The 24,427-nt window shown below is 39.6% G+C and carries 24 protein-coding genes; 7 read left to right on the forward strand and 17 right to left on the reverse strand.

Annotated elements, in window-relative coordinates:
- Together UMU13_RS10525 and UMU13_RS10530 are read left to right on the forward strand one after the other, a co-directional pair.
- Positions 1-220: IS3 family transposase (locus tag UMU13_RS10525; RefSeq protein WP_328219001.1), on the forward strand; the 220-nt coding region annotated here is incomplete at its 5' end.
- Between the two features lie 37 nt (positions 221-257).
- On the forward strand, positions 258-1,400 hold the full coding sequence (locus UMU13_RS10530; RefSeq protein ID WP_328219003.1) for an ATP-binding protein: 1,143 nt from the start codon (positions 258-260) through the stop codon (positions 1,398-1,400).
- Between the two features lie 102 nt (positions 1,401-1,502).
- On the opposite strand, the gene UMU13_RS10535 is transcribed toward UMU13_RS10530, so the two are convergent.
- Together UMU13_RS10535 and UMU13_RS10540 are read right to left on the reverse strand one after the other, a co-directional pair.
- On the reverse strand, positions 1,503-1,964 hold the full coding sequence (locus UMU13_RS10535; protein WP_328219004.1) for a nucleoside recognition domain-containing protein: 462 nt from the start codon (positions 1,962-1,964) through the stop codon (positions 1,503-1,505).
- Positions 1,955-2,377, reverse strand: coding sequence for a nucleoside recognition domain-containing protein (locus UMU13_RS10540; protein WP_328219005.1), 423 nt, complete (start codon positions 2,375-2,377; stop codon positions 1,955-1,957). The genes UMU13_RS10535 and UMU13_RS10540 overlap by 10 nt, the downstream gene beginning before the upstream one ends.
- A 60-nt stretch (positions 2,378-2,437) precedes the next feature.
- Between UMU13_RS10540 and rlmB the strand changes: the two genes are divergently transcribed.
- Positions 2,438-3,118, forward strand: coding sequence for a 23S rRNA (guanosine(2251)-2'-O)-methyltransferase RlmB (gene rlmB / locus UMU13_RS10545; protein ID WP_328219006.1), 681 nt, complete (start codon positions 2,438-2,440; stop codon positions 3,116-3,118).
- A 213-nt stretch (positions 3,119-3,331) separates the two neighbouring features.
- A complete protein-coding gene (locus tag UMU13_RS10550; RefSeq protein ID WP_328219008.1) occupies positions 3,332-5,923 on the forward strand; it encodes a cation-translocating P-type ATPase in 2,592 nt (863 codons plus the stop codon).
- Between the two features lie 592 nt (positions 5,924-6,515).
- Here the strand turns inward: UMU13_RS10550 and UMU13_RS10555 are convergent.
- The 11 genes from UMU13_RS10555 to UMU13_RS10605 all read right to left on the reverse strand — a co-directional run bounded on the left by UMU13_RS10555 (position 6,516) and on the right by UMU13_RS10605 (position 16,507).
- Positions 6,516-6,848: an ArsR/SmtB family transcription factor gene (locus tag UMU13_RS10555; protein ID WP_328219009.1), complete on the reverse strand. Its 333-nt coding sequence runs from the start codon at positions 6,846-6,848 to the stop codon at positions 6,516-6,518.
- Positions 6,849-6,854: 6 nt separating this feature from the next.
- Positions 6,855-7,151 (reverse strand): ArsR/SmtB family transcription factor, encoded by a 297-nt coding sequence (locus tag UMU13_RS10560; protein ID WP_273264759.1) that lies wholly within the window; start codon positions 7,149-7,151, stop codon positions 6,855-6,857.
- 69 nt (positions 7,152-7,220) lie between these two features.
- Positions 7,221-7,661, reverse strand: a complete 441-nt coding sequence (locus UMU13_RS10565; protein ID WP_273264757.1) for a DMT family transporter — start codon at positions 7,659-7,661, stop codon at positions 7,221-7,223.
- Position 7,662: 1 nt separating this feature from the next.
- Complete coding sequence (locus UMU13_RS10570) at positions 7,663-8,931, reverse strand: glycerate kinase type-2 family protein (protein ID WP_328219010.1); 1,269 nt, start codon at positions 8,929-8,931, stop codon at positions 7,663-7,665.
- Positions 8,928-9,599: an SAM-dependent methyltransferase gene (locus UMU13_RS10575; RefSeq protein ID WP_328219011.1), complete on the reverse strand. Its 672-nt coding sequence runs from the start codon at positions 9,597-9,599 to the stop codon at positions 8,928-8,930. The genes UMU13_RS10570 and UMU13_RS10575 overlap by 4 nt, the downstream gene beginning before the upstream one ends.
- 3 nt (positions 9,600-9,602) lie before the next feature.
- Positions 9,603-10,871, reverse strand: coding sequence for a serine--tRNA ligase (gene serS, locus UMU13_RS10580; protein ID WP_328219012.1), 1,269 nt, complete (start codon positions 10,869-10,871; stop codon positions 9,603-9,605).
- On the reverse strand, positions 10,872-11,579 hold the full coding sequence (locus tag UMU13_RS10585; RefSeq protein WP_328219013.1) for a tetratricopeptide repeat protein: 708 nt from the start codon (positions 11,577-11,579) through the stop codon (positions 10,872-10,874).
- A gap of 249 nt (positions 11,580-11,828) precedes the next feature.
- The gene (locus UMU13_RS10590; RefSeq protein ID WP_013885735.1) at positions 11,829-12,584 is read right to left on the reverse strand and encodes an outer membrane protein assembly factor BamD; all 756 of its coding nucleotides are present in this window, start codon (positions 12,582-12,584) and stop codon (positions 11,829-11,831) included.
- A gap of 12 nt (positions 12,585-12,596) precedes the next feature.
- Complete coding sequence (gene rimO, locus UMU13_RS10595) at positions 12,597-13,901, reverse strand: 30S ribosomal protein S12 methylthiotransferase RimO (RefSeq protein ID WP_328219015.1); 1,305 nt, start codon at positions 13,899-13,901, stop codon at positions 12,597-12,599.
- Entirely contained in the window at positions 13,898-14,824 is a 927-nt protein-coding gene (locus tag UMU13_RS10600; RefSeq protein ID WP_328219016.1) for a bifunctional riboflavin kinase/FAD synthetase, read from the reverse strand. The genes rimO and UMU13_RS10600 overlap by 4 nt, the downstream gene beginning before the upstream one ends.
- Before the next feature lie 39 nt (positions 14,825-14,863).
- Complete coding sequence (locus UMU13_RS10605) at positions 14,864-16,507, reverse strand: putative manganese-dependent inorganic diphosphatase (RefSeq protein WP_328219018.1); 1,644 nt, start codon at positions 16,505-16,507, stop codon at positions 14,864-14,866.
- Between the two features lie 481 nt (positions 16,508-16,988).
- Here UMU13_RS10605 and UMU13_RS10610 point away from each other — a divergent pair, with 481 nt between their 5' ends.
- The 3 genes from UMU13_RS10610 to UMU13_RS10620 all read left to right on the forward strand — a co-directional run bounded on the left by UMU13_RS10610 (position 16,989) and on the right by UMU13_RS10620 (position 19,145).
- Positions 16,989-17,318 (forward strand): STAS domain-containing protein, encoded by a 330-nt coding sequence (locus UMU13_RS10610; RefSeq protein ID WP_328219019.1) that lies wholly within the window; start codon positions 16,989-16,991, stop codon positions 17,316-17,318.
- On the forward strand, positions 17,318-17,755 hold the full coding sequence (locus UMU13_RS10615; protein WP_273264742.1) for an ATP-binding protein: 438 nt from the start codon (positions 17,318-17,320) through the stop codon (positions 17,753-17,755). Before UMU13_RS10610 ends, UMU13_RS10615 begins: the two co-directional genes overlap by 1 nt.
- A 418-nt stretch (positions 17,756-18,173) precedes the next feature.
- Positions 18,174-19,145, forward strand: a complete 972-nt coding sequence (locus tag UMU13_RS10620) for a SphA family protein (RefSeq protein WP_328219020.1) — start codon at positions 18,174-18,176, stop codon at positions 19,143-19,145.
- A gap of 11 nt (positions 19,146-19,156) precedes the next feature.
- On the opposite strand, the gene meaB is transcribed toward UMU13_RS10620, so the two are convergent.
- From meaB to accC, 4 genes are all read right to left on the reverse strand, one after another.
- A complete protein-coding gene (meaB, locus tag UMU13_RS10625) occupies positions 19,157-20,134 on the reverse strand; it encodes a methylmalonyl Co-A mutase-associated GTPase MeaB (protein ID WP_328219021.1) in 978 nt (325 codons plus the stop codon).
- Positions 20,135-20,139: 5 nt separating this feature from the next.
- Positions 20,140-22,284, reverse strand: a complete 2,145-nt coding sequence (gene scpA, locus UMU13_RS10630) for a methylmalonyl-CoA mutase (protein ID WP_328219022.1) — start codon at positions 22,282-22,284, stop codon at positions 20,140-20,142.
- A gap of 76 nt (positions 22,285-22,360) precedes the next feature.
- Positions 22,361-22,894, reverse strand: a complete 534-nt coding sequence (locus tag UMU13_RS10635) for a biotin/lipoyl-containing protein (RefSeq protein ID WP_303700222.1) — start codon at positions 22,892-22,894, stop codon at positions 22,361-22,363.
- Positions 22,895-22,906: 12 nt separating this feature from the next.
- On the reverse strand, positions 22,907-24,424 hold the full coding sequence (gene accC, locus UMU13_RS10640; protein ID WP_328219023.1) for an acetyl-CoA carboxylase biotin carboxylase subunit: 1,518 nt from the start codon (positions 24,422-24,424) through the stop codon (positions 22,907-22,909).
- Positions 24,425-24,427: the final 3 nt, after the last annotated feature.

Here is a 24,427-nt window from a genome sequence, read left to right on the forward strand (position 1 = left end):
TTGTTATGACAATGCAGTTGCTGAGAGTTTTTTCAAGACACTGAAGAGCGAGTTAATATATCAGGAAGGTAAATACAACACTCGCAAGGAAGCGAGGATGAGTATTTTTGAGTATATTGAGTGTTATTATAACTCAAAAAGGACTCATTCAGCTATTGAATACAATACTCCGAGAGAGAAACTGGAACTATATTATAAAGAAATGGAGCAATGTGCTTAACTTTTTGTGTAGAAAAAGGTGGAAAGTCCATAATAGGGTGTTGGAAAATTGCGAACTGACATTCGAGAGATTAAAGTTAAGTCTTCCTGACAAAAAACGACCATTCTATGAAAAGCTAAATATTGATAATACAAGGGGGGCTCTTGTTTACGGTCAACGGGGAGTGGGAAAAACTACATTTCTTCTTGATAAAATTCGGAACAAAAATTTCCTGTATTTCAGTGCGGATAATCCTCTGATTTCATCCCTCCCTCTGTACGATTTTGTGCAGGAAATATTTAAGAAAGGTTATGAAGGTATCGTTATTGACGAGATTCACCATTCAAACAGCTGGAGCTTGAATGTAAAAGCTCTCTTTGATGATTACCCTGATAAATATATATGGATCAGTGATAGCAGCAATCTTATGCTGAAAAAATCTGTCGCTGATTTATCCAGAAGATTTGTGCAGTACCGGATTCCCATGCTTTCGTTTCGTGAATATGTGTACTTAGTTACAGGTAGGTTAACAGAAAAAATTGATATTTTTAATTTTCAAAAATCATTTTTATCAGATATAAGCGAACTCAATATTTTAAAATTGTTTAATGATTATCTCGATTTTGGAATAAGACCTATTTTTTTTGAGGGTGAATACTGTTCCAGATTAAAAAATCTGATTGGAAAATCTCTCTATAGTGACATACCTTTTTATGTTAAATCTATCCAGGACAGCCATTTGAGGTTAATGAATGCTATTATCGGACATCTTTTGATTTCACCTGTACCTACTATAAATGTTTCAGGAATGTGCAGTGAATGGGGAATAGGTAAAGAAAAATTATATGATATTCTATATGTTATGGAACATTCGGAGCTGATTAACATTGTGCGGAAAAAAAATAAACACAACTATTCAAAAGGGTCAAAAATATTTTTATCTGACCCTTCTTGTTACCATTGTTTCAGAGGAGATATCGGAAATGTAAGAGAGGCCTTTTTTGTGTTGTCGATGAAGGAATTGTACGAGTTATACGCAAGTGATGATGAAAAAGAGTGTGATTATATTGTAAATAATAAAAAATTTGAAATCGGCGGCAGAAATAAAAAACGAAAAAATGCTGAGTATATCGTATCTGATGATTTAGACATTCCGTTGGGCAACAGACTGCCCCTCTGGATGGCAGGTTTTCAATATTGATTAAGATGGATGTGGGAAAGATATGGGTTCAACATTTAATGTCTGCCCACTCAACCAATAACCGGTACACTAATACACCACCTTCCCCATCTCACAATCTCTCTATCTCCCCAGTTCACTATCTCCAGCCATCGTCCTGAAAATATATTTGTTTAAAATTGATATTAATATGACTGCCAGAAGAATACGCACGCCGATGATAATAAAACCGTTTGCTCCCACAGCGACAAAAAGAAGTGTATCTTCAAAAACGGCGTGACATACGGCAAGAAAATATGATGTCAGAGCGATATCTTTGCTGTTCATCTTCCTTTCCTGCACATTTTTCAGAAGAATTCCGGCACCGTAGGCAATCCCCAGAACAATCCCCACCACCATAGTAATTGAAGCATTGGATGATATTCCGATAGTCTGCATAGGTCTGTCTAAAAGTTTCTTAGTCCAATTGTAAAAGCGAGAATTTTCATAAAACTCGTATACGATTAAAAGCAGTGTAATAATTATAAATATTTTAAGACTTAAAAGGCACGCTTCAATTACCGATTGTGTTATATTTAAGTCCATAAAATATTTACTCCCATGGCGGCTACACAGGCTGTCGCAATTCTAAGGATTACTACGGAATAAGCTTTAACACCTGAGCGGCTGAGAATTATCGTCTCTATAACAAGATTGTGCGCGATTCCGAGAAATAGTCCTATTATTGTGATTTCTTTTACAGAGAGTGAAAGCGGAGCCATGGCGGCAATTGCCGGATACAGGTTAAGCAGCATTCCGGATATAATTGCAACTGCAGCTTCACTCGGCAAACCCAGGACTCCCATTACCGGTTTGAAAACAAGACTGATTTTACTCAAATAGCCGCTCTGCTCCAGAACATCCACGATAACGTAAAAGGGCAGCATGTAAACAATAATCTTTGTACTTATTTTCAGACCGTTTCTCAGGCCGTTTTTTATGTTGTTTACAAATTCCATAGCAGGTGATATTAGAGTAATTCAGCTGAATATGCAATCAGAATATAAAGGGAGCGGAATGTGATTGTTTACGGCAAGAATCCTTTTTTGGAAGCTTTGAAAACGGGCAATATACGTAAAGCATATATAAAGGAAACTGATGAGTATAAAAACATTCTGATAAAAAACAAAATTACTTTTGATGTTTTAAAAAACGCTGAATTCAATGAAAAATTCGGTCTTGAAGCACAAGGGGTGGCTTTTGAATCAAACCTGAAATTTAAAGATGAGTATGAGATAGATACCGACCTCTCTTCACTTAAAATAGCAGTTCTGGATCATATACAGGATCCTCAGAATTTCGGCGCTATTATACGTTCAGGTCACTGTTTTGGAATAAATCATTTTGTTGTCGCAAAAAATAACCAGGTGAACATTACTCCGGCGGTGGTTAAAGCAAGTGCAGGCAGCATCTTCCATGTAAATTTATATATGGCTGTTAATATTGCCCGGTTTTTGGAAAGACTTAAAAAAGAAAATTTTTTTGTATATGCTGCTGATGTTAATGCTTCCCTTGCATTAAAGAATGTGAGCTTTGCTGAAAAATCCGTTGTAATATTAGGCTCAGAAGGCAAAGGGATAAGGCCTAATGTTTTAAAAAGGGCTGATGAAAGATTTTACATTCCCATGTACGGCAAAATTGATTCTCTCAATGTTTCCCAGAGTGCAACTATTGTTTTTTACCATATGCACTATTTCTAAAGTTTCTGCATTATCTATCAAAACCTTTTAGTAACCATCTGAAATAATTTTCGCCTCAGGGCTGACCGTGGTTTTTATTTAACATTTTCCTTATTAAAAGAAATGATTCATTTTTAACAATCTGTTATAATTTGAATAAGAATACAAGTTTCCCACTGGCGTGTAATCAGTGCAGGTGGGAAATTTAAGTAAGATATTATTCAAGGAGACGGGATGAAGGCATTTTTGCTTTCTAAAGAAGATACTTTAAAAAGACTGAATTCTTCAGTTAAAGGGCTTATTTCCTCAGAAGCTGAGAAAAGATTGAAAAGATACGGGTTGAACAAACTGCCTGAAGAGAAAAGGGTAAATATCCTAAAAATATTCCTCACCCAGTTTAAAAGCCCGTTGATTTATGTTCTACTTCTGGCCGCCGTTGTCAGTATTGTGATAGGCCATATGACCGATGCGGTTTTTATATTTGCCGTACTAATGATAAATGCCCTGATCGGCACGTTTCAGGAGTTCAGTGCCTGGAAAAAATCCACTGCTCTTAAAGACAAAGTGAAGACAGTCTGTCAGGTGTTAAGAGACGGGAGTAAGATTACCGTTGAAAGCGAAAACATAACGCTGGGTGATATTGTCTTTTTGGAGTCGGGCTCCAAGGTTCCCGCTGATATCAGACTGATTGAGGAAAGGAAGCTGAAAGTTGATGAATCGCTGCTTACCGGTGAAAGTGTCGAAGTGGAAAAAGACCCTGAAGCTGTTTACCATGATGAATCCATTCCTGTTGCCGACAGGAAAAATATGCTTTTTGCCGGCTCTTATGTGGCTGCGGGAAGAGCCACAGGCGTTGTCAGTGATATAGGCGAAAACACGGAAGTTGGTAAGATTGCCGCCCTGCTGGCATCTTCGGAAAGCGGTAAATCACCGTTGATTACCCGGATGGAAAAATTCTCGCTTCATCTTGTGTATATTATTCTGGGTGTGGTTCTTCTTTTCGCTGTTATCGGTATGATGCGTGGTATGGGGCTGACCGATCTGTTTTTCTTTTCCGTGGCTCTTGCAGTAGCAGCTATTCCTGAAGGACTTCCTGTTGCCATCTCAATAGCTTTGACGGCGGGCGGTATTGCTATGAGCAAGCGCAATGTTATTATCCGCAAACTGGCTTCTATAGAAAGCCTGGGCTCATGTACACTGATAGCAAGCGATAAAACCGGGACATTGACGAAAAATGAGCTTACCGTCAAACATTTTATTAATCCCCGGGGTGAAAATCTTAATTGGGATGAAATTCCGATTCAGGCAAAACAGGCCTTTTATTTCTGCAATGAAGCTTCCGCAGTCATTAATGACGGATGGGAGTTTTTTGGTGATCAGGTGGATGTGGCTTTGCTGAAGTTTATCAGGGAAAATGATGAGAAATTTCTTCAAAAGCTTTACGGGTGCAGGAAAATTGATGAAATACCTTATGAGCCTGTTAACGGTTTTGCTGCAGCATCTACGGAAATTGATAAAGAAATATACCATTTTGCCAAAGGGTCTGCAGAAAATATTCTTGAATTTTGTTCTTTGAATAATGAGGACAAAACAAGTATTATTCTTGAAGTGGATTCGTGGGCTGCTAAAGGGTACAGGACGATTGCATTTGCCTGCAAAAAAAGCTCAACGAATGGTGTAGACCTGGAGAAAATGACATTTCTGGGGTTTGTTGCAATAATTGATCCGCTGAGAGAAGGAGTGAAAGAAGCCATACAGGACGCTTTTAAGGCAGGAATCAAGGTTATTATGATTACAGGGGATCATCCGGCTACTGCCTATACTATTGCAGAAGAACTGGGGGTTGTTTCAGATTTTAATGAAGTAATTAACGGTTATGATTTAGCCAAAATAGAGGATTTCGAAGAGAAAAAACGCATAGTTTTAAATAAAAACGTTTTTGCCAGGATAAGTCCGGAGCAGAAGAAAGAGCTTGTATCAATATTTGAAGATGCCGGACATTTCATTGCCGTAACCGGAGACGGCGTAAACGATGCCCCTGCTCTGAAATATGCCAATGTCGGTGTCAGTATGGGCAAAAGCGGGACTGATGTGGCCAGGGAGTCATCGGATGTTGTTATTACGGATGATCATTTTCAGTCCATTGTAAACGGAATAGAAGAGGGCAGAATAGCGTATGATAATATAAGAAAGATTATTTTTCTTCTTATATCAACGGGTGCTGCTGAGATAATACTGGTTACATTTTCCGTTGTGTTTAATACCCCAATGTCCCTTACCCCGCTTCAAATACTATGGCTTAATCTGGTAACCAACGGAGTGCAGGACGTTGCACTTGCCCTTGAAAAAGGTGAGCCGGGCGTTCTTAAGCGTAAACCCCGCTCACCTGATGAAGGAATTTTTGATTCAATTATGATCAGAAGGGTTTTGATGTCTGGATTGTATATGGGACTGGTAGCATTCGGGGCGTTTTATTTCTTTTATTCCAGCGGATATTCTGTTTTTGAGTCAAGAAATTATGCTCTTCTTCTTATGGTGCTTTTTGAAAATGTTCATGTATTTAACAGCAGATCTGAAACGCTTCAGATTTGGAAAATCAAGCTTTTTGAAAATAAATTTTTGGTACCGATGGTACTCTTTGCTCAATTGGTACATATTGCAAGTATGCATATTCCTGTAATGCAGGAAGTTCTTGATGTGCAGCCTGTGGGTATAAACACCTGGATTGTATTGCTGCTTATTGCTACAGGACTGTTGATTTTGATGGAGTTTGATAAATGGGTGGCAAGAGGTGTAAGCCGTAATGGTAAGAGCCGTGATGCGTGACGCGTGATGGGTAATGAGTGAAATAAAAAAGTAGGGAGATAGTGAAATGGGGAGATGGGGAGTAGGGAAATAGGTAAAGGCAAAGGAGCCAGCCGCGCATACAACATTATAAAATTATAAATCATACTTCGTCATTGTTCACCCTGTTAAATATCAGCTTCGCTGATTGCCTGTGGCATTTAACAGGGCAGCGAGTGCTAACGACGAAGCAATTTCTCATTTGAGATTACCACATCGACTGCTAACGAGCGGACTCCTTGCAATGACACCGCATTAGTGAAACTGTGAAGAGGAGAAGTCGTAATTTGTTAGGTGGCTTATTATTATATTGGTTGAGCAGCTGAATAGGATATTAATATTAAGTGTTAAGTGCTAAGCAGTAATTTAAGCACCTTCGTGAACATTGGTTATTTAAGCGGACATGCTCTTTTCGCAGTAAATAACTACGAATAATAATAAATAACTATTTACTTTCACTTTTAACGTTGAATCTTGAACGTTATTATTGCCGAACTTCCTGACTTGAGCTAAGCCTTATACTGGATAAGTACGCAATTTCGCGTTTACAGGATCTCTCTCAGAGGGGTCTGTGTCAACAGACGAGATCTTCTCTGCTGATTTTTTTCACTTTTTCGGTATCATTTCTGAAAACTTCATCATCAGCAAGTTTAGATTTTAAAAGGTTGAGAATACTTAAGGCAAAATCGTTTTCGGCCAAGCGGTAAACAACCCACCTGCCTTCCTTGGAATCCTCAATTAGCCTGGCGTATTTGAGATTTTTAAGATGAGCGGAAATAGTGGATAAAGCAACATTAAGAACTGCGTTAATTTCGCATACACACATCGGCCTTTCGGCCAGCATCATAAAAATTCTCAGTCTGTTCTCGTCACCCAACGATTTAAATAGAGCCGCAACTTCTCTCATCTCAAATCAAGTGCAATCAACTTCCACATTGCAAACTTCCGTAAGTTTTTTCAACATTTCAGCCACTGCCTCATCGACCACTTTGTAGCATACAGTTGTTCCTTCACGTCTGCCTTCGATGATTCCTTTATTTTTCAAAATACTCAAATGCTGACTTGTAGTAGCCTGGGGTACCTGAAGACCATTGCAGATTTTTGTTACATTACATTCATTTTCCATTAAACCGAGAATAATCTTCAATCTCACCGGATGTCCGATAGCTTTAAGCTTCTCAGAATAATCTTCTAACCACATTTTGTCCATATTCTTCCCTCTTTGGTTATTTAATTCTCATATATGCATATATATATTAACACAGCAATTTAGTCAAGTTTATCTGCCTCTTGTTACCAGTATTATGCCGAGAATAATGAAAAGTACGCCGAGAACATTGTACCAGTGAACATTCAGCTTTATGACATTCATCGGATTATATTTGTCAATAAGAAGCCCGACCAAAAGCTGAACACCTATAGCCGTGGCAAGTGCCGAAGCTACACCTGTAACATGAACTGAATAGGTAATAATAAAAACAAAACAGGCCCCAAGCATACCGCCGGTTAAAAATACGGGGGGTACTTCAAAAATGTGCTTTAAGCCGTTTCCGTTTTTAAGCAGTACTGCAGCTGCAAGAACCATTGTGCCAACGGTGAATGAGATAAAAGCACTCTCCACAAAACCCACATATTTGGCCAGTCTGGCATTAATGGAAGCCTGAAGGGATACAAATGTCCCTCCTACGACAAGAAGCACATAAACGAGATATTTAGACATATCAGCCCACCAGTCCTATATAAACGTCACATACATTGGTTCCGGTATTCCCCGTTTTTATAAGAGCATCTAATTTTGCCAAAATAGTGTTGGAATCATTCTCTCTAAGATAACTTTTTAACTCGTCAACACTAACATCATCAAGCAGGTTCGGCGTTACGACAGCTCCCGCAGCATCGGAATTGCCGTCAATTCCGTCTGTTCCGATACAACCAAGGGAAATATTCCCCAAATCGCTCATTTCTAACAAACCAGCCAGTGCCAGCTCCTGATTTCTGCCGCCTTTACCATCACCTTTAACCGTCACCGTCGTTTCACCGCCTGCAATAAAACAAAGGGGCTTAGATAAAAATTCATGAGTACTGTGATACTTGAGAAGAGAAACAATAAAACCTGCCGCTGCAGAGGCCTCCCCCTGCAACAGAGAAGTAAGAATTACAGGTTTATATCCCAAATCTTCGGCTTTTTGCGCAGCCTTCAAAAGAGCCCTGTTATTATTGCCCAGAATATAATGTTTTAATGATCTTCTGCTTTCTGTATCTTTTTCAGATTTCAACCTTTCAATCACATTTTTTGGCAATTTATCATAAAGAGTGTATTTATCAAAAATTATATCAGAGGAAATTTCAGATGATGAATCGTAATACAAGGGAGCGGAACCGATATAATTCAGATCATCACCCACCACATCAGATAAAACAAGAACAACACCTTCACATTTCAAATGAGCGGCAAGCCTGCCCCCTTTGATTTTTGACAGTTTTTTTCTTATCGTATTAAGTTCGGTAATATCAGCACCTGCTTTCATTAAAATATCAGTGGCAGTATTTATATCTGAAATACTAATACCTTCCGCCGGATATTCCAAAAGAGAGGATGTTCCGCCGCTGAGAAGATAAATAATAAAATCATCTTCTTTGCATGATTTGGCAAACTCTAACATCTTATTTCCGGCCTCCAGACTGCTCTCATCGGGGAGCGGGTGGGATGACTCTGCCACTTCAATGCCTTCAATGCTTTCATGGTAATGGGACACAATAAGCCCGCCGGAAATTTTCGTTCCCAGAATCTCTTTCACCTTTTCAGCCATCTTAACGGAAGCTTTGCCGCTGCCAAGGATATAAACATTTGACTTATCGTTTAAATCATAAGAATCACCGCAAATATTCAGATTTCCGCCGTTAAAATTTATATCTTCAAAAATATTATCCGGTTTTACGGAATTCACGGCTTCATATAAAATATTTAAAGTATCCTGTTTCAGGCTCATTTTACCCCTTCCAGAATGACTACAAAAGGAGCCTTGGGCATATTCTTCAACTCATTTGCAATCTCTTTTGGCCGGCCTCTTATAACTTTCTCATCTTTCATCCCAAGATTATAAATTACGGCAATTCTTTTTTTGGACACAACAAGCTCATCAACCAGCTTTTTCATAACATAAGGGCGCTCAAAAAGAACAATTGTATCTTCAGCAGAAAACAGTTTGTCAAAAAATTTTTTCCTTGATGATTTTTCCCTTGGGGGAAAACCTGCAAAGTAAAACTTTTCCGCATAAAAACCGCTGAGTGAAAGTGCTGTTGTAATACTCGAAGGCCCGGGAAATGAAAAAACATCTACACCGCGGTCATAACACATATCAACAAAATCATATCCCGGATCAGCAACACAAGGCGTACCCTGATCGGAAAAAAAGCAGGATAATCCTGCGCTGCTTACTTTATCAACAATAGAAAGCTTTGATTTCAAATCGCTGTGTTCGTTCAGAAGGAAAAAATCTCTCCCGCGGCATCCGCTTCTTGCAAGCACTCTGTGTGCAGTTTTCTTCTCTTCGGCGATAATGATTTCTGAATTTTGAATTATACTTTGAAGTTCCTTATCGATTCTGTCAAAACCGACTGAAAGAGGCATCCCTGCAACACACAGTCTGGGACTCATAAATTATCTTAATTCCCCGATACCGTTCATGTACGGCTCTAAAGCCTCAGGGACAACAATACTACCGTCGCTTTGCTGGTAGTTTTCAAGTATTGCAAGGAATGTTCTTCCCACCGCAAGTCCGGAGCCGTTTAACGTATAAGGAAAATGTGTACCTTTCTCCCCTTTTGACTTATATCTAATCCCGGCTCTTCTGGCCTGAAAATCGGTAAATGTACTGCAGCTGGAGATCTCTCTGTAACATTCCTGCCCCGGCAGCCAAACCTCAATATCATAAGTAAATGCTGCAGAAAAGCCTACATCCCCGCTGCAGAGTTTCACAACCCTGTACGGCAGGTTCAGCTTTTTCAGTATGCCTTCCGCATCCGACAAAAGAAGTTCAAGCTCTTTTACCGAATCTTCAGGTTTTACAATTTTCACCAGCTCAACCTTATTGAATTGATGCTGCCTTATCAGTCCTCTTGTATCCTGACCGTGCGCACCGGCTTCCCTTCTGAAACAAGGAGTATATGCCGTCATTTTTACGGGAAGTTCCTCATCCATTAAAATTTCCGAGGCATATATATTTGTCAGAGGTACTTCCGCAGTAGGAATCAGATAAAGTCCGTCTCTTTCACACTTAAAAAGATCATCTTCAAACTTGGGAAGCTGACCGGTACCCTGCATTGTTTCGGCATTCACCAGGAAAGGGGGGACTACTTCGGTATATCCGTTTGTAGTCTGCTCATCCAGCATAAAATTTATCAGAGCTCTCTCCATTTTTGCCCCTAGACCGGTATAAACAGAAAAACGGGACTGGGCAATTTTTGCACCCCGTGTAAAATCCACAAGATTTAAATCTTCAGCTATTTCCCAATGGGGCTTGGCTTCAAAACCGAAATCAGGTTTCTCACCCCATTCATGATCAACCACATTTTCCGTATCATCCGCTCCCACAGGTGTTCTCTCCGACAGCAGGTTGGGAATACGCAGAAGTTTATTTTTAATAGCCGTCTCAACGCTTTTCATTTCGCTATCGTAAGCAGCTATATCGTTTGATACCTTTTTCATCTTTCTTGTTATTTCAGAAATATCTTCGTTCCGGCGTTTAAGTTCACCTATCTGTTTGGAAACCTCATTCCGCTCCTTTTTTAAAGACTCGACTCTCTGGATAATTTCACGTCTTTGCCCATCCAGCATCACTATTTCATCGATATCTATTTCCTCTCCTCTCTTTCTGAGGTTCTCCTTAACTGTATCCGGATTTTTTACAATAAATTTCAAATCGAGCATCTATTTAACCTCCCTAGCTCCTTTAAGTAAATACAAAAATGTCGACAGGATTTTGTTCTTACTGTCAATTTCGTAACCTTTTTTCCATGATTCCAGAGCAAACCCTATAAAGCCCAGTTTATAAAATGCTATCCCCTGGTGAATATAAGCTTCGGCATAGTCGCTCTTTCTGACAATTACCTGGTCAAACTCGTAAACCGCTTTTTCCATATCCCCGTAATCTCTCAGGGCAATGGCATATTCAAGCCTGATATCAGGGAAATCAGGGCATAACTGCAAAGCTTTTTGATATTGCTCTATGGCCTCTTCATACCAGAAAAGGCTTTTATAGGCTCTGGCTGTTTCTGCATGCATATTGGCAAGCTTGCCAAGACAGTATCTGTCAGCAACCCCTTCATAATATTGGACACTTTTCAGCTGATTCATATATTTCAAAGCCTCATCAGATCTGCCGCAGTCGTTCAGCACCACTGCAAAATTCATGATGGCTTCAGTGTAGGAAGGGTTCAAATCCACAGCTTTTTGATAAGCTTTGATTGCGGATTCTCTGTCATCACTAATGTAATAAATATAACCCAGATAGTTATACACATCAGCAAAATCGTTTCTGTGCTTTATAAACTCTTCGAAAATCTCCCTCGCCTCGTCATATTTCCCGGAATCAAAACAAGCTTTGCCCTCTTCATATTGTGTGTAAAAATTATTCATATTCTTCCCTTGTGTTTTTTTACCCGTCCGTTGACAGGTGAGATATGAATTAAATTTTATTTCCTTTAAAAATTTTTTTAATTAATTCCAACATCCAAACTTTGCTTCAAACTAAGTGCTCTTGCGTATTTTTTTGCTATACCGTTTCCTATAGCAGAGATTTCTCCACTTTGCTCGCAACAAAGACTTGTAAAAAGTGTAAGTTCGAAACTTTAATAATTAACACCAACATTCCAAAGTTACCTTAAACTATTCACTGCCCATATCCTTTTGCAGCTTATCAAGCATTTCACTGACTTCTGACAAATATTGTTTACCATTTTCCTGTCTTAATACACTGTTCAGATAAGTTACTGCCTGAGTTTCATGTTTTCCCTTTTCAATAAAATATTCGCTAAGTCGCAAAGCTGCCCGCGGAAACACTTTTGTATTTTTATAATTTTCCACAATATTTTTTAGTCTGGCAGCTGCCGCTTCTTCCTCACCAATGCGAAAATAAAAATCAGCAATATACATCTCTTTCCTTGCTAACTTGTTGCGCAGTTTATTTATCAGCTTATCTGTGTTTTTTTCTTTAGCAAATTCAGGATATTTTTTTTCCAAAATCTCAAACTGTTTCAAAGCCTTCCTGGTGTTCGTCTGGTCTCTGTCTATACTGGGAATTAATCTGTAATAAGAGGTGGCCAGACGATAAATCACCCTCGGCTCCTCCTTGCTTCCTCCATAAATGTTAAGATACTGCTCGTAAGACGGAATCGCCTGAGCGTAATCTTCCATCATAAAATAAGAATCAGCAAGAAACAGCTGGGCACTTGCCGCCAGTTCCGGTGTGTTCGCCTTCATTATGGTACGCTCAAACAATTTAGCCGCATCATTATAATCTTCTTCAGAAAACTGATTCAGTCCCTGCTGAAACAGTTCATTGGCAGTAATTTCTCCTGCATTTTTACCTGCACAGCTGAAAACCATCAGGCTCGCAATGAGTAACAATACAATTCTTTTCATAAATTTTCTCCGTCATGAAACTATTTTACAGTATATATCCGGATATACAATTTTTTCAATACTACATTTATATGGACCATACCCTCTGTCGGCTCTTCCGTCAATAAAGAACGTTTTACCGTCTATATCAGGAGTCTGAAATATTGCTCTGCCTTCAGGGATAAACTCTATATCCTCACTGAAACCTTCTGCAAATGCCAGAATTTCTTTGTTCTGCATTTTCTTCAGTCTCTCAACGGTATTTTGCTCCTGTATACTCTCCAGCTCCAAAATTCGGCTTTCAATTTTTTCATTATCTACATAATCAGACATATCGAAGGCTTTCGTACCCTCTTCCGGTTGAAACCTGAAAAAACCTGCATATTCCGGTGCAAAATCCCGAAGAAAACCTTTCAGCTCTTCAAAATCATTTTCATCCTCACCAGGAAAACCAACAATAAACGTTGTACGGATAAAAGCTTCGGGCATTACCTTCCTTATGTTACTGAAAACATTTTTTATCTTTCTGCTGTCTGATTTTCTATGCATTTTCGATAAAATTTTATCACTGATATGCTGAACAGGTATTTCAAAATATTTAACCAGCTTCTCTATTTCAGAAAAACGCCTGATATCATCTTCATTAATACCATCCGGATTGAGGTATAGCAGTCTGATAAAAAAATCACCGGCTAAATCGTTTATCTTTTCAACCAACTGTACGAGCCTGCCCTCTCCATACAGATCAATACCGTATTTTGTGGAATCCTGGGAGATAAGAATGATTTCTTTGACACCACTTCTGATTAGTTCTTCCGCTTCCCTTATGATACTTTCCTCAGGTCTGCTTTTTAACTCCCCTCTGATAGAAGGGATAATACAGTAACTGCACCTGTTGTTACAACCGTCGGCAATTTTAATGTAAGCATAATAGGGGTGATTGGCGATTAATCTGGCAGAACCGTATACACGGCTTTCGTCTATAGTTAAACCTGAATCTTTAAGGATAAAATCTCCGGCCTCTTTTAATGTGTGAACGCCCGTATAAAAATCCACTTCGGGAAACTCTTCTTCAAACTCGTCTTTAAATCTCTCCACCATACAGCCTGCAGCAATTATTTTTGCCCCTTCGGGTTTTTTTTCGCCGGTTTGAACAATATTTTCAATAGCTTCCATTACAGCAGGTTCAATAAAACCGCAGGTGTTAATTACTATGTAGTCACTTGATGTAATATCGTTCACAATATCCAAACCGCTGTCTCTAAGATAACCCATTAAATATTCCAGGTCGGTGGTATTTTTTGAACAACCCAAACCTATAAAGGCAACTCTGCTCATTTCATCTCCGCATGAATCTTTTTGGCAGCCCGGCAGTCAGCTTCGATAACATTTTTAAGCTCTTCAAAACTGTCAAGCTTGGCTTCAGGCCTAAGATACTCCAGCAGCTCTAATTCCACTTGTTTGCCGTATAAATCTTCATTAAAATCAAATACAAATGCTTCCACTTTAACGTCCTGACCTTCATCATTAAGTGTGGGTCTTATACCGATATTGGTTACAGAGTTATATTTCACTCCATTCAGCACCAAACGTGAAACATATACTCCTAATTTAGGAAGTATTTCATTATTAACAAGTATATTAGCCGTGGGATATCCAAGCAGTCTTCCTATTTTACTGCCCTCAACCACTGTGCCTTCCAGACTGAAGTTATGTCCCAGCATTTCATTTGCCTTCTTTATTTTCCCTTCCTGAAGTAATTTTCTTATATTTGTACTTGATACCACTTCCCCGTGGATCTCAACCCTGTCAACTTTAAAAGGTGTATATCCGTAATGCTGGGATAAAAACTGTAAAAGTTTAAAGTCACCCTTCCGCCTTCTGCCGAATTTATAATCATAGCCGACAATAATAAATCTGGCATTCAGTTTTTTTACCAGAATCTCTCTGACAAAAACTTCCGGAGTCATCTTGGCAAACTGCTCTGAAAATTCGATTTGAAAAAGAAAGTCCACCCCCGTTTCATCAAGCAGTTTCTGTTTCTGTAAAGGTGTTAAAATCATCGGTACATCAGCACCAAAATATTTCAACGGGTGTGGTTCGAAAGTAAATACCACAGACTTAAAATTATATTGACGGGCAATTGAATTGACTTTTTCCAGAATCTTTCTATGCCCCAGGTGAACACCGTCAAAATTACCCACAGTCACAACGGTGGAAAACTCTTCGTTATATTCGGACAGATTATTATAAACTTTCATCTTCAGAAAAAATATACGAACTCAGTATTTATATCAACATCATTTTTTAGCGGTCTCTTCAAGGACTCTCAAAACCTCAGGCAGCAACTGTTTTTTCCTGGAAAGCACACCGGGAAGATCATAAGAATAGTCGTCCAGTTTCCTGTATACCAGTCTTTTGGCCGCATAAAACTCAGTGGAAAGAAGCACACTGTCCGTATTTACAATATCCGTAACAAGTAACATGGCAAAATCAAGCTTTTTCCTGTCTCTGACATTTTTAAGGGCATCAAAAAAATCATCTTTCAACTCATCTATTTCATTAAGGTTAACAACTTCCACCTGGCCTATGCCGAATTCAAAACCGTATTCACTGTATTTTTTAAAATCTGCATTGATAACCTCTTCAGGCTCTCTGGATTTCAAACTGTCAGTGGCATAAAACATCTTCTTACCATATTCTGAATAATCAACATTTAGCAAATTTGCGAGCTCTTCCACAATCTCCTTGTCAAAAAGTGTGGTTGTTGGTGATTTTAGCATTACTGTATCGGAGAGAACGCCTGACAAAAGAAGCAAACCGATATTTTTGGGAATCTCTACATTATAATTTCTGAACTGCTCGTAAATAATGGAACAGGTGCTGCCCACTGGTTTAGCAAGAAACTGAATGGGCTTTGTGGTTTTTACCGTCCCCAACCTGTGGTGATCAACGACTTCAAGAATTTCTGCTGTTTCCGCCCCATCCACCGCCTGATTCATCTCATTGTGATCCACCATAATAATTTTCTGTTTATGACCTTTCAAAACATCCGAACGGGTTACAATCCCCGCAAGCTGTTCATTCTCATCCACCACTATAAGTCCTCTTCTGTTGTGCCTTAACATAAGATCTTTTGCATCATCCAAATCATCATTGGGTGTGATAACTGGGATATCCGGACTCATGAGGTATTTTGCCGGCACCGTAAGGGTCAGCCTCCTCAGAGTCTCTGCAGTATCCAGATTAGAAATGTAAACCCAGCCTTTATAGCCGCTGAAATCAAAATCAAGATCCTCTGATGATTTTATCCCTGTAAGAATAACAGCAGGCACTTCATTCGAGAGGGCAAATTCCACTATATCCCTTCTTTTCCCCACAACCAGAACCGTCTGGCTTAAATCAAATTTTTCCATATGCTCCACGTAGCGCTCATAAGGCATGGCACCCACCATAATCGAGGCGGAAAATTCATCATATTCACCTTTTGCGTGGAAATAACCGTCTATCACATTTTCAAAATTTTCAGGTCTGAATGTATAAACGGGCTTTTTTAAGATGTCGCTGGTCATAAAATAGTCGTTTATTTCCAGTATACTAACAATACCACTGACTTTGTTGCTGGCATCAACAACAGGTGTCATTCTGATTTTTAAATTTTCAATATTTTTCATTACGTTGAATACCGGTGAGTCCGCACGGGATGACACCACATCTTTTGACATCACATCTTTAACTTTGGGATATATATCACTGATGAAAGCCGGAGCTGTTATATTGGCATTTTCAAGGATAAATTTAGTCTGACTGTTGATATTACCGCACCTGAATGCACAATATTCGTGTTCTTTATCAATTTTATTTTTCAGATACGCATATGCAATTGCCGAGCATATGGAATCACTGTCCGGGTTTTTATGCCCTACAACGGAAATCTTCGACATTTTGCCCCCTTTTAAACACAAATAATTAATTCAAGTTTTGCACTTGCGCCTATTGTAAGTCTTTGTTCGCCCTGTTAAATATCAGCTTCGCTGATTGCCTGTGGCATTTAACAGGGCAGGGAGTGCTAACGACGAAGCAATCTCTCTTTTTTCTTTTTTTGAGATTGCCACCCGCCTACTTAAGGCGTTAAGTGGGCGGCCGCAATGACCGACCTAAGTGCAAAACTTGAATTAAGTTTACACCACTTTTCTTTGCCGGTGATATAGATAACTAAACCGCCGGCTAAAAGAACCCTGAAAAAATTCTCAGACAAACCTTCCAATATATTATCTTTTGTAACAAAAAATATCAACATTTGCCGCTGAAATATGACGGAAACCCCCTGATCTGTTTAACAAACTTTAAAGAATTATAGCAAAATCAAGCCTTTTGGTGTATAATATTAAATAGCAAACGAATTTTGAAAGAAGGATAAGCAAAATGAAACTTAACAATTATATGGAAGGAAAAACAAAAGTAATAGAGGTGGACACAGTAAGAATCGATGCAAGCAACTCTGGAGAATTTAAGGAAAAAATGTCTGAACTGACAAAATCCCAGGATGCGATTGTTGATTTTAAGCATCTGGAATTTATAGACAGTTCAGGCCTTAGTGCCCTTGTTTATCTTCACAAGCAGTCTATCAACGACAAAACGGAACTTCGTCTGGTCAATTTAAGCCCTAAGATACTTGACATAATAAAAACCACAGGACTTACACAGATTCTCCAGATATATCCGGATTTAGAGTCTGCAAAAAAGGACATGTAATGTACACAAAACCGTCCGTTTTGGAACTTACTGTTCCCGGAAATATAAAGCTTGTTTCCGCACTGGGAGAGATGGCTGAACTTTTTGTCAAAAGCATCATAAAAAACGGCTGTGAAACCCAGGATATTGCCTTCAAGATAAATCTCGTACTGACAGAAGCGGCTTCCAATGCCATTTTCTACGGCTGCAAAAGTATTGATGAACAAATAAAAATAAAGTTGGAACTGGATAACGGAATAATAAATATAGAGGTAATTGATAAAGGAGGCGGGCTCGAACTCTCTGATATCCATAAGCCTGACCCTTTTGATGAAAGAGGCAGAGGTTTATATATAATTAAGCAGTTTATGGACTCAGTAGATTATTATCAGAACGCCGACGGTGAGTGCGTTTTTACCATGAAAAAATATATCGCCACAAACAGCCAAATCATTTAGCAATAATCCACATCTCAAAATCCCGGACATATTATAATTAAACATTATTATCTCATCTAAAAGGTGAAAGCATAGATAATCCCATATTACCAGTACTACCCATAATACCTCTTCTAACACTCAATAAATTGCTACTTTCCACTTTCTATTTCCCTGCCTCCCACTTCACGCCCTCACTCCCTCACAACCTCACTACTTCACCACTTCACTATCTAATGAACTATGACAATAAAACGTATTTCTGGCATCACCCCAAAAATCATATAAAAATATTGTTTTACATATACTTAGCCAACATGACATTGAAAAATATTTGCACTGCGAAAAATGGGGTGACGTCAGAACGTATTTTCATTGACTCTGCTTTAAGTTAAAGCTAATATTGTTAAGCAGTATTAAAATCATCCGGGGGCAGACTATGAAAAAATTATCACTATTAATTGTTATGGTATCCTTACTAACGTTTTTTTCTTCAACAGCGTTGTATGCCGGCGGAGGAGGTTCATATCCGAACGGAGCTGAAGCTTTTATGTCAGGGGCTGTTCCGCCTCCGGGACTGTATTTCACCAACTATTTTTACTATTACTCTGCAGATGAAATGAAAGATGACGACGGTGACAACATAAAGGCATTTGATAAAGTAAATGTAGTCGCAGATGTATTGAGATTTATCTACATTACTGACAAAAAAATAATGGGTGGAAATTACGGACAGCACCTTTTTATCCCCTTTATAAATACCCAGTTGGACTTTAATGCAAAAGTTGGGCCGGACAGTGACGATTCATACTCAGATACAAACATCCCTTACCTTATTTACAGTCCTTTTCTTCTTTCACATCACTTTATGAAGGGCAAACTACACACAGCAGTTTCTTTAATGGATATTTATATCCCCTTTTACAATCAGGAAGATGACAATCTTGCCTATGTGGGACACAATTTCTGGACGTTTGAACCGGCTGTTGGAATTACATACCTCCCCGGTAATTTTGAATTTTCTGTTAAAGCAATGTATGATTTCAACACAACACAGGAGGATTACCCCACTGTTTACGGAGTAAACGTTGACAGAAAGCCCGGACAGGAATTTCACTTCGATTACAGTGCCTCATATGCAGTTTCAAAGAATTTGAGACTTGGTATCAGCGGATATTATTACCGTCAGATGACTGATGACGATTTTGATATAGACAGTAATATAGCACCGGCTGTACAGGAGCTACTCAGACAGGATGAGGAAAACAGAAGCAAAGTTTTTGCTATAGGTCCGGGTGTGCAGTACAAATATAAAAATATGTTTTTTGAACTGAGAAGCCAGTGGGAAATTAAAGCCAGAAATAAAACTGAAGGGCAGGCCACCTGGTTTAAATTCACATATGCTTTTTGAGTGGACAAAGTTTATTTCTTATCCAAGAAAGCATCCAGAAGTGTTTTTGCAGCAGATGCAGGGTTTATATGCCCTGCTCTGACCTCTTCTTCGGTTGAAACAAGCATTTCTTTAATTTTTCCATCACTTTTAAAAATACGCATGAGCTCATCATCAAGCAGCTTCCACATCCAGTCAACAGATTGTTTTTTCCTTTTTGCCCGGAAAAAATTTCCATTCTTCATATGAGTAATGAAATGAAGCAGCACCTCCCAAAATCTCTCTATTCCTTCGTTGTTAAGTGCGCTCACAAGCAGTACTTTTACAATCCAGTTATCATCGCGTCCTTTTAATATGTGCAGAGCATTTTCAATCTGACTTTTTGCCAGCTTTGCTTTATGAATATTTTCGCCTTCGGATTTGTTAATCAGAATAATATCCGATATTTCCATTATACCTTTTTTTATCCCCTGGAGCTCATCTCCTGCTCCGGGAAGCTGTAAAAGAGTAAAGCAGTCCACCATTGAGGCAACTTCGATTTCCGATTGCCCCACTCCCACCGTTTCCACAATAATAATATCGTAGCCGGCAGCTTCACATATCAGCATCGATTCACGGGTTTTTCTGGCCACTCCTCCCAATGATTCATCAGATGGCGACGGCCGTATAAAAGCATCATGATCCTTTGCCAGCTCCTGCATCCTTGTCTTGTCACCAAGAATGCTTCCACCCGATATTTTTGAAGAAGGGTCGACAGCCAGTACAGCTACCTTCTTATTTATTGAAGTAAGGAATTTCCCGAATGATTCGATAAAGGTACTTTTACCAACACCGGGAACGCCGGAAATACCAAGTCGGATAGAGTTCCCGGTATATGGCAGTATACTGTTTAGAAGCTTGTCGGCATCCTCTCTTTTGCTGAGACTTTTGCTTTCAACAAGCGTAATTGCTTTGGCAAGGTGTCTTTTGTGGCCTTTCAAAACACCTTTTATAATATCATCGACACGCATTTGTGCTATTTTGCACCGTGTTTTTCAATTTCCTGCAGCGTCTCTCTGGCACATTTGAATATAGGAGTACCGGGGCCGAAAATACATTTAACTCCCGATTTATATAAAAAGTCGTAATCATTCCTCGGTATAACACCGCCGACGGTTACAATTATATCATCTGCTCCAAGTTTATGCAGTTCTTCAATAAGTTTGGGTACCAGTGTTTTATGACCTGCAGCCAGACTGGAAACACCTATAGCATGAACATCATTTTCAACAGCCATCTTTGCCGTTTCCTCAGGCGTCTGAAAAAGAGGTCCCACATCAACATCAAAACCCAGATCAGCCAGACCCGTAGCCACAACCTTTGCCCCTCTGTCGTGACCGTCCTGCCCCATTTTGGCAATAAGAATTCTCGGCCTTCTTCCCTCTTTTTCAGCAAATTCATCCACCAGTTTTTTCGCTTCATCAAATTTTTCATTTTCTCCAAACACGCTGTTATACACCCCGGTTTGCAGTTTTATATCAGCTGAATATCTACCGAAAACCTTTTCCATAGCCTCGGAAATTTCGCCGACTGTTGCCCTTTTTCTCGCTGCATCCACCGCGTATTCAAGAAGGTTCTCTTCTCCTTCTGCAGCTTCGGTCAGTTTCCCTAACGCAGCCTTTACTTCATTTTCATCCCTATTCTGCCTTAATTGTTTAAGTCTTTCCACCTGTTTTTCAAGAACTTTTGTATTATCTATTTCGAGCACATCCACGGAGTCATCTTCATCTTTCACATATTTGTTAACACCGACTATTACGTCTTTACCCATATCAATCTTAGCCTGTTTTTTTGCAGAGGATTCCTCAATTCGCAATTTAGGCATCCCTGTTTCCATGGCTTTTGTCATACCGCCAAGATTCTCAACCTCATCAATTATTTCAGAAGCTTTTTCAATCAGACTATTGGTCAAACTTTCCACGTAATAAGAACCGCCCAAAGGATCAACAACATTGCATATACCGGTTTCTTCCTGAAGGATAAGCTGTGTATTTCTTGCTATCCGGGCAGAAAAAGGCGTTGGCAGAGCTATCGCTTCATCCAGCGCATTCGTGTGAAGGGACTGGGTACCCCCTAATACACCTGCCATTGCCTCTATTGTGGTTCTTATTATGTTATTATAAGGATCCTGCTCTGTCAGACTCCAGCCGGATGTCTGACAATGAGTTCTTAATGTCATGGATTTGGGATTTTTCGGATTAAACTGCTTCATCAATTTTGCCCACAAGAACCTTGCTGCCCTCAATTTTGCAACTTCCATGAAAAAATTCATACCTATTGCAAAGAAGAAAGACAGCCTCGGAGCAAATGAATCCACATCCAGACCTCTGTCTCTGGCATATTTCACATACTCAAGACCGTCTGCAAGGGTAAAAGCCAGCTCCTGAGCACAGTTCGCACCGGCTTCCTGAATATGATAGCCGCTGATACTGACAGAATTGAATTTCGGCATATATTTGCTTGTATACTCAATAATATCTGCAACAATCCTCATGGAAGGTTTCGGTGGGTAAATATATGTGTTTCTTACCATGAACTCTTTGAGGATATCATTCTGTATTGTTCCCGATAATTTCTCCCGGGAGACACCCTGTTCCTCGGCTGCAACAATATAGTTGGCCATTATTGGAATAACGGCACCGTTCATCGTCATGGAGACGGAAACCTTATCCAGAGGTATATCGTCAAAGAGTATTTTCATATCCTGAATGGAATCAATTGCAACGCCGGCTTTACCGACATCCCCTACAACTCTCGGATGATCTGAGTCATACCCCCGGTGTGTCGGCAGATCAAAAGCCACTGACAAACCCTGCTGCCCCTGAGCCAGATTTTTTTTATAAAACTCGTTGGACTCCTCTGCTGTTGAAAATCCGGCATACTGTCTTATTGTCCAAGGTTTACCGGCATACATCGTAGCTCTGGGACCTCTGACAAAAGGAGACAGGCCGGGGAAAGTATCTACAAACTCCAGATTTTCAATATCTTCATTAGTGTATAATGGTTTTACTGTAAATTCCTCAGGGGTTTCCCAGTTTAAATGATTAAGACTGTCTTTCTTTGACTCTTTTTTGGCCAGCTCTTCCCAGTCTTTTATATTGTATTTTTTAAATTCACTCATGGTTAAACCTCATTTTAAAATTAAAGGGGCCGCAGCCCCTTTTTGCTAAACATACAAAACAAAAAGTAAAATTTGTCTATTCAATAACAAAAAGCTTGTCCCCTGTACCGACAGTGCTTTCCTGGGGATCTTCACTGGCTTTTACAAAAATTTCTTCAATAACACCATCTTTGGGCGCTTTGATTTCGTTTTCCATCTTCATGGCAACAAGAATCATAACGGGTTCTCCCGCTTCAACTTCATCGCCAACTTCCTTCAGCGTTTTCCATATATAACCCGGCATTTGAGATTCAACAACCTGACGTCCTTCGAGCCCTACATCAGCTCTTAATTTCATAAGCCGCTTCATATCATCCAGAATTTCCACATTGTAGCTGTCACCGTCAACCAACACTTCAAACTGATCACCGTCTTCACTTATTTCAACAGAATACGATTTGTTATCGATAATCAGTGAGTAAATACTTTCATTAATCTGTCTGAAATCTGCCGTATGTTTTTCTCCCATGACATCCACTTCAAAAACATGGTAATCCTTCTCTTCCACTGCAAGTTTATATTCTTCTTCAAAACCTTCTACATTTGCATAATATTCTCTTTTTGTAATCATAGGCTCACCTCACTATATCCTGTTGCCGAAATTAAGTAACTTACCGAAACGTTTCCAGTCGGACTCCCCCACTTCCGGTCTGGTTCTCGACCGGGCTGCTGCAATTTTCTCCGACATAAGCTGTTTAATGGCCGCAGCAACCAGCGGAACAGTTGGATCTTCGTGCTCTTTTCTTTCCAGATCCTCTTTATCGAACTTGTTATCGATAAAGCCCGTATCGTAGTTGCCGCTGAGAAACGTTTCGTTTTTAAGTACGCTGAAATGAAACGGAATCGACGTTTTTATCCCTGCTACGATATACTCGGAAAGAACTCTTTTCATATTTTCAATTGCACCGTCACGTGTTTTACTGTTTGCACAAACCTTTGCAATCATTGGATCATAATACAAGGGAATCTCATATCCCTGATAGGCGCCGCTCTCCACTCTCACATTGGGACCTTCGGGAGTCTGATATATTGTAAGCAGTCCGGGAGACGGGGCAAAATTATTGGAAGGGTCTTCCGCATAAATACGGCACTCAATAGCATGTCCGTTTCTATGAATTTCCTCCTGTTTAAAGGAAATCTCCTTTCCTTCTGCAATACGAATCATTTCCCGCACAATATCAACACCGGTAATCATTTCGGTTATAGGGTGCTCCACCTGCAGCCTTGTGTTCATTTCAAGGAAATAAAAGCTCTGATCAGCACCAACAACAAACTCCAGAGTACCTGCACTTATATAACCAAGCCTTTTTACAGCTTTTGAAGCAACTTCACACATCTTCTCACGTGTTTCCTCATTGATAAAAGGAGAAGGTGCTTCCTCAATTACCTTCTGGTGCCTTCTCTGAATGGAACATTCCCTGTCGAACAGATGCAGTGCATTGCCGTGGGAATCTCCCAAAACCTGAACCTCAACATGGTGAGGCTGAATAATAAACTTTTCTATATACATATCACCGTTGCCGAAGGCATTCTTGGCTTCGGAACTTGCTGTGCGGAAAGCAGAATCAAAATCCTCTTCTTTCTCGACAAGCCTCATCCCTTTGCCGCCGCCGCCGTAAACGGCTTTCAGCATAATCGGATATCCTATATCCCTGCATATCTTTTTCGCTTCATCAACATCCCTTATAGGATTTTTTGTCCCGGGCACTGTGGGGACACCGGCTTCGGCCATAGCCATTCTGGCTCCGGTTTTACTTCCCATAAGGTCAATATGCTCGGCCTTGGGGCCTATGAACGTCACATCCTCTTCATCACATTTTCTGACAAAATCAGCGTTTTCAGCATAAAAACCGTACCCAGGATGAATTGCCGCCCCAGTATCTTTGGCAATCTTAATAATTTTATCCATTTTCAGATAATTTGTATCACTTGCACTTTCAGTTATGCAATATGCCTCATCTGCATATCTGACATGCGGGGCTTTTCTGTCTGCATGCGTATAAACAGCTACGGTTTTTATACCCATCTTTCTGCATGTTCTGAAAATACGTATGGCTATTTCGCCTCTATTTGCAACTAAAACCTTTTTTATCTCAGCCATTGA

It is taken from the genome of Flexistipes sp. (assembly GCF_036172515.1).
Lineage (GTDB): Bacteria > Chrysiogenota > Deferribacteres > Deferribacterales > Flexistipitaceae > Flexistipes.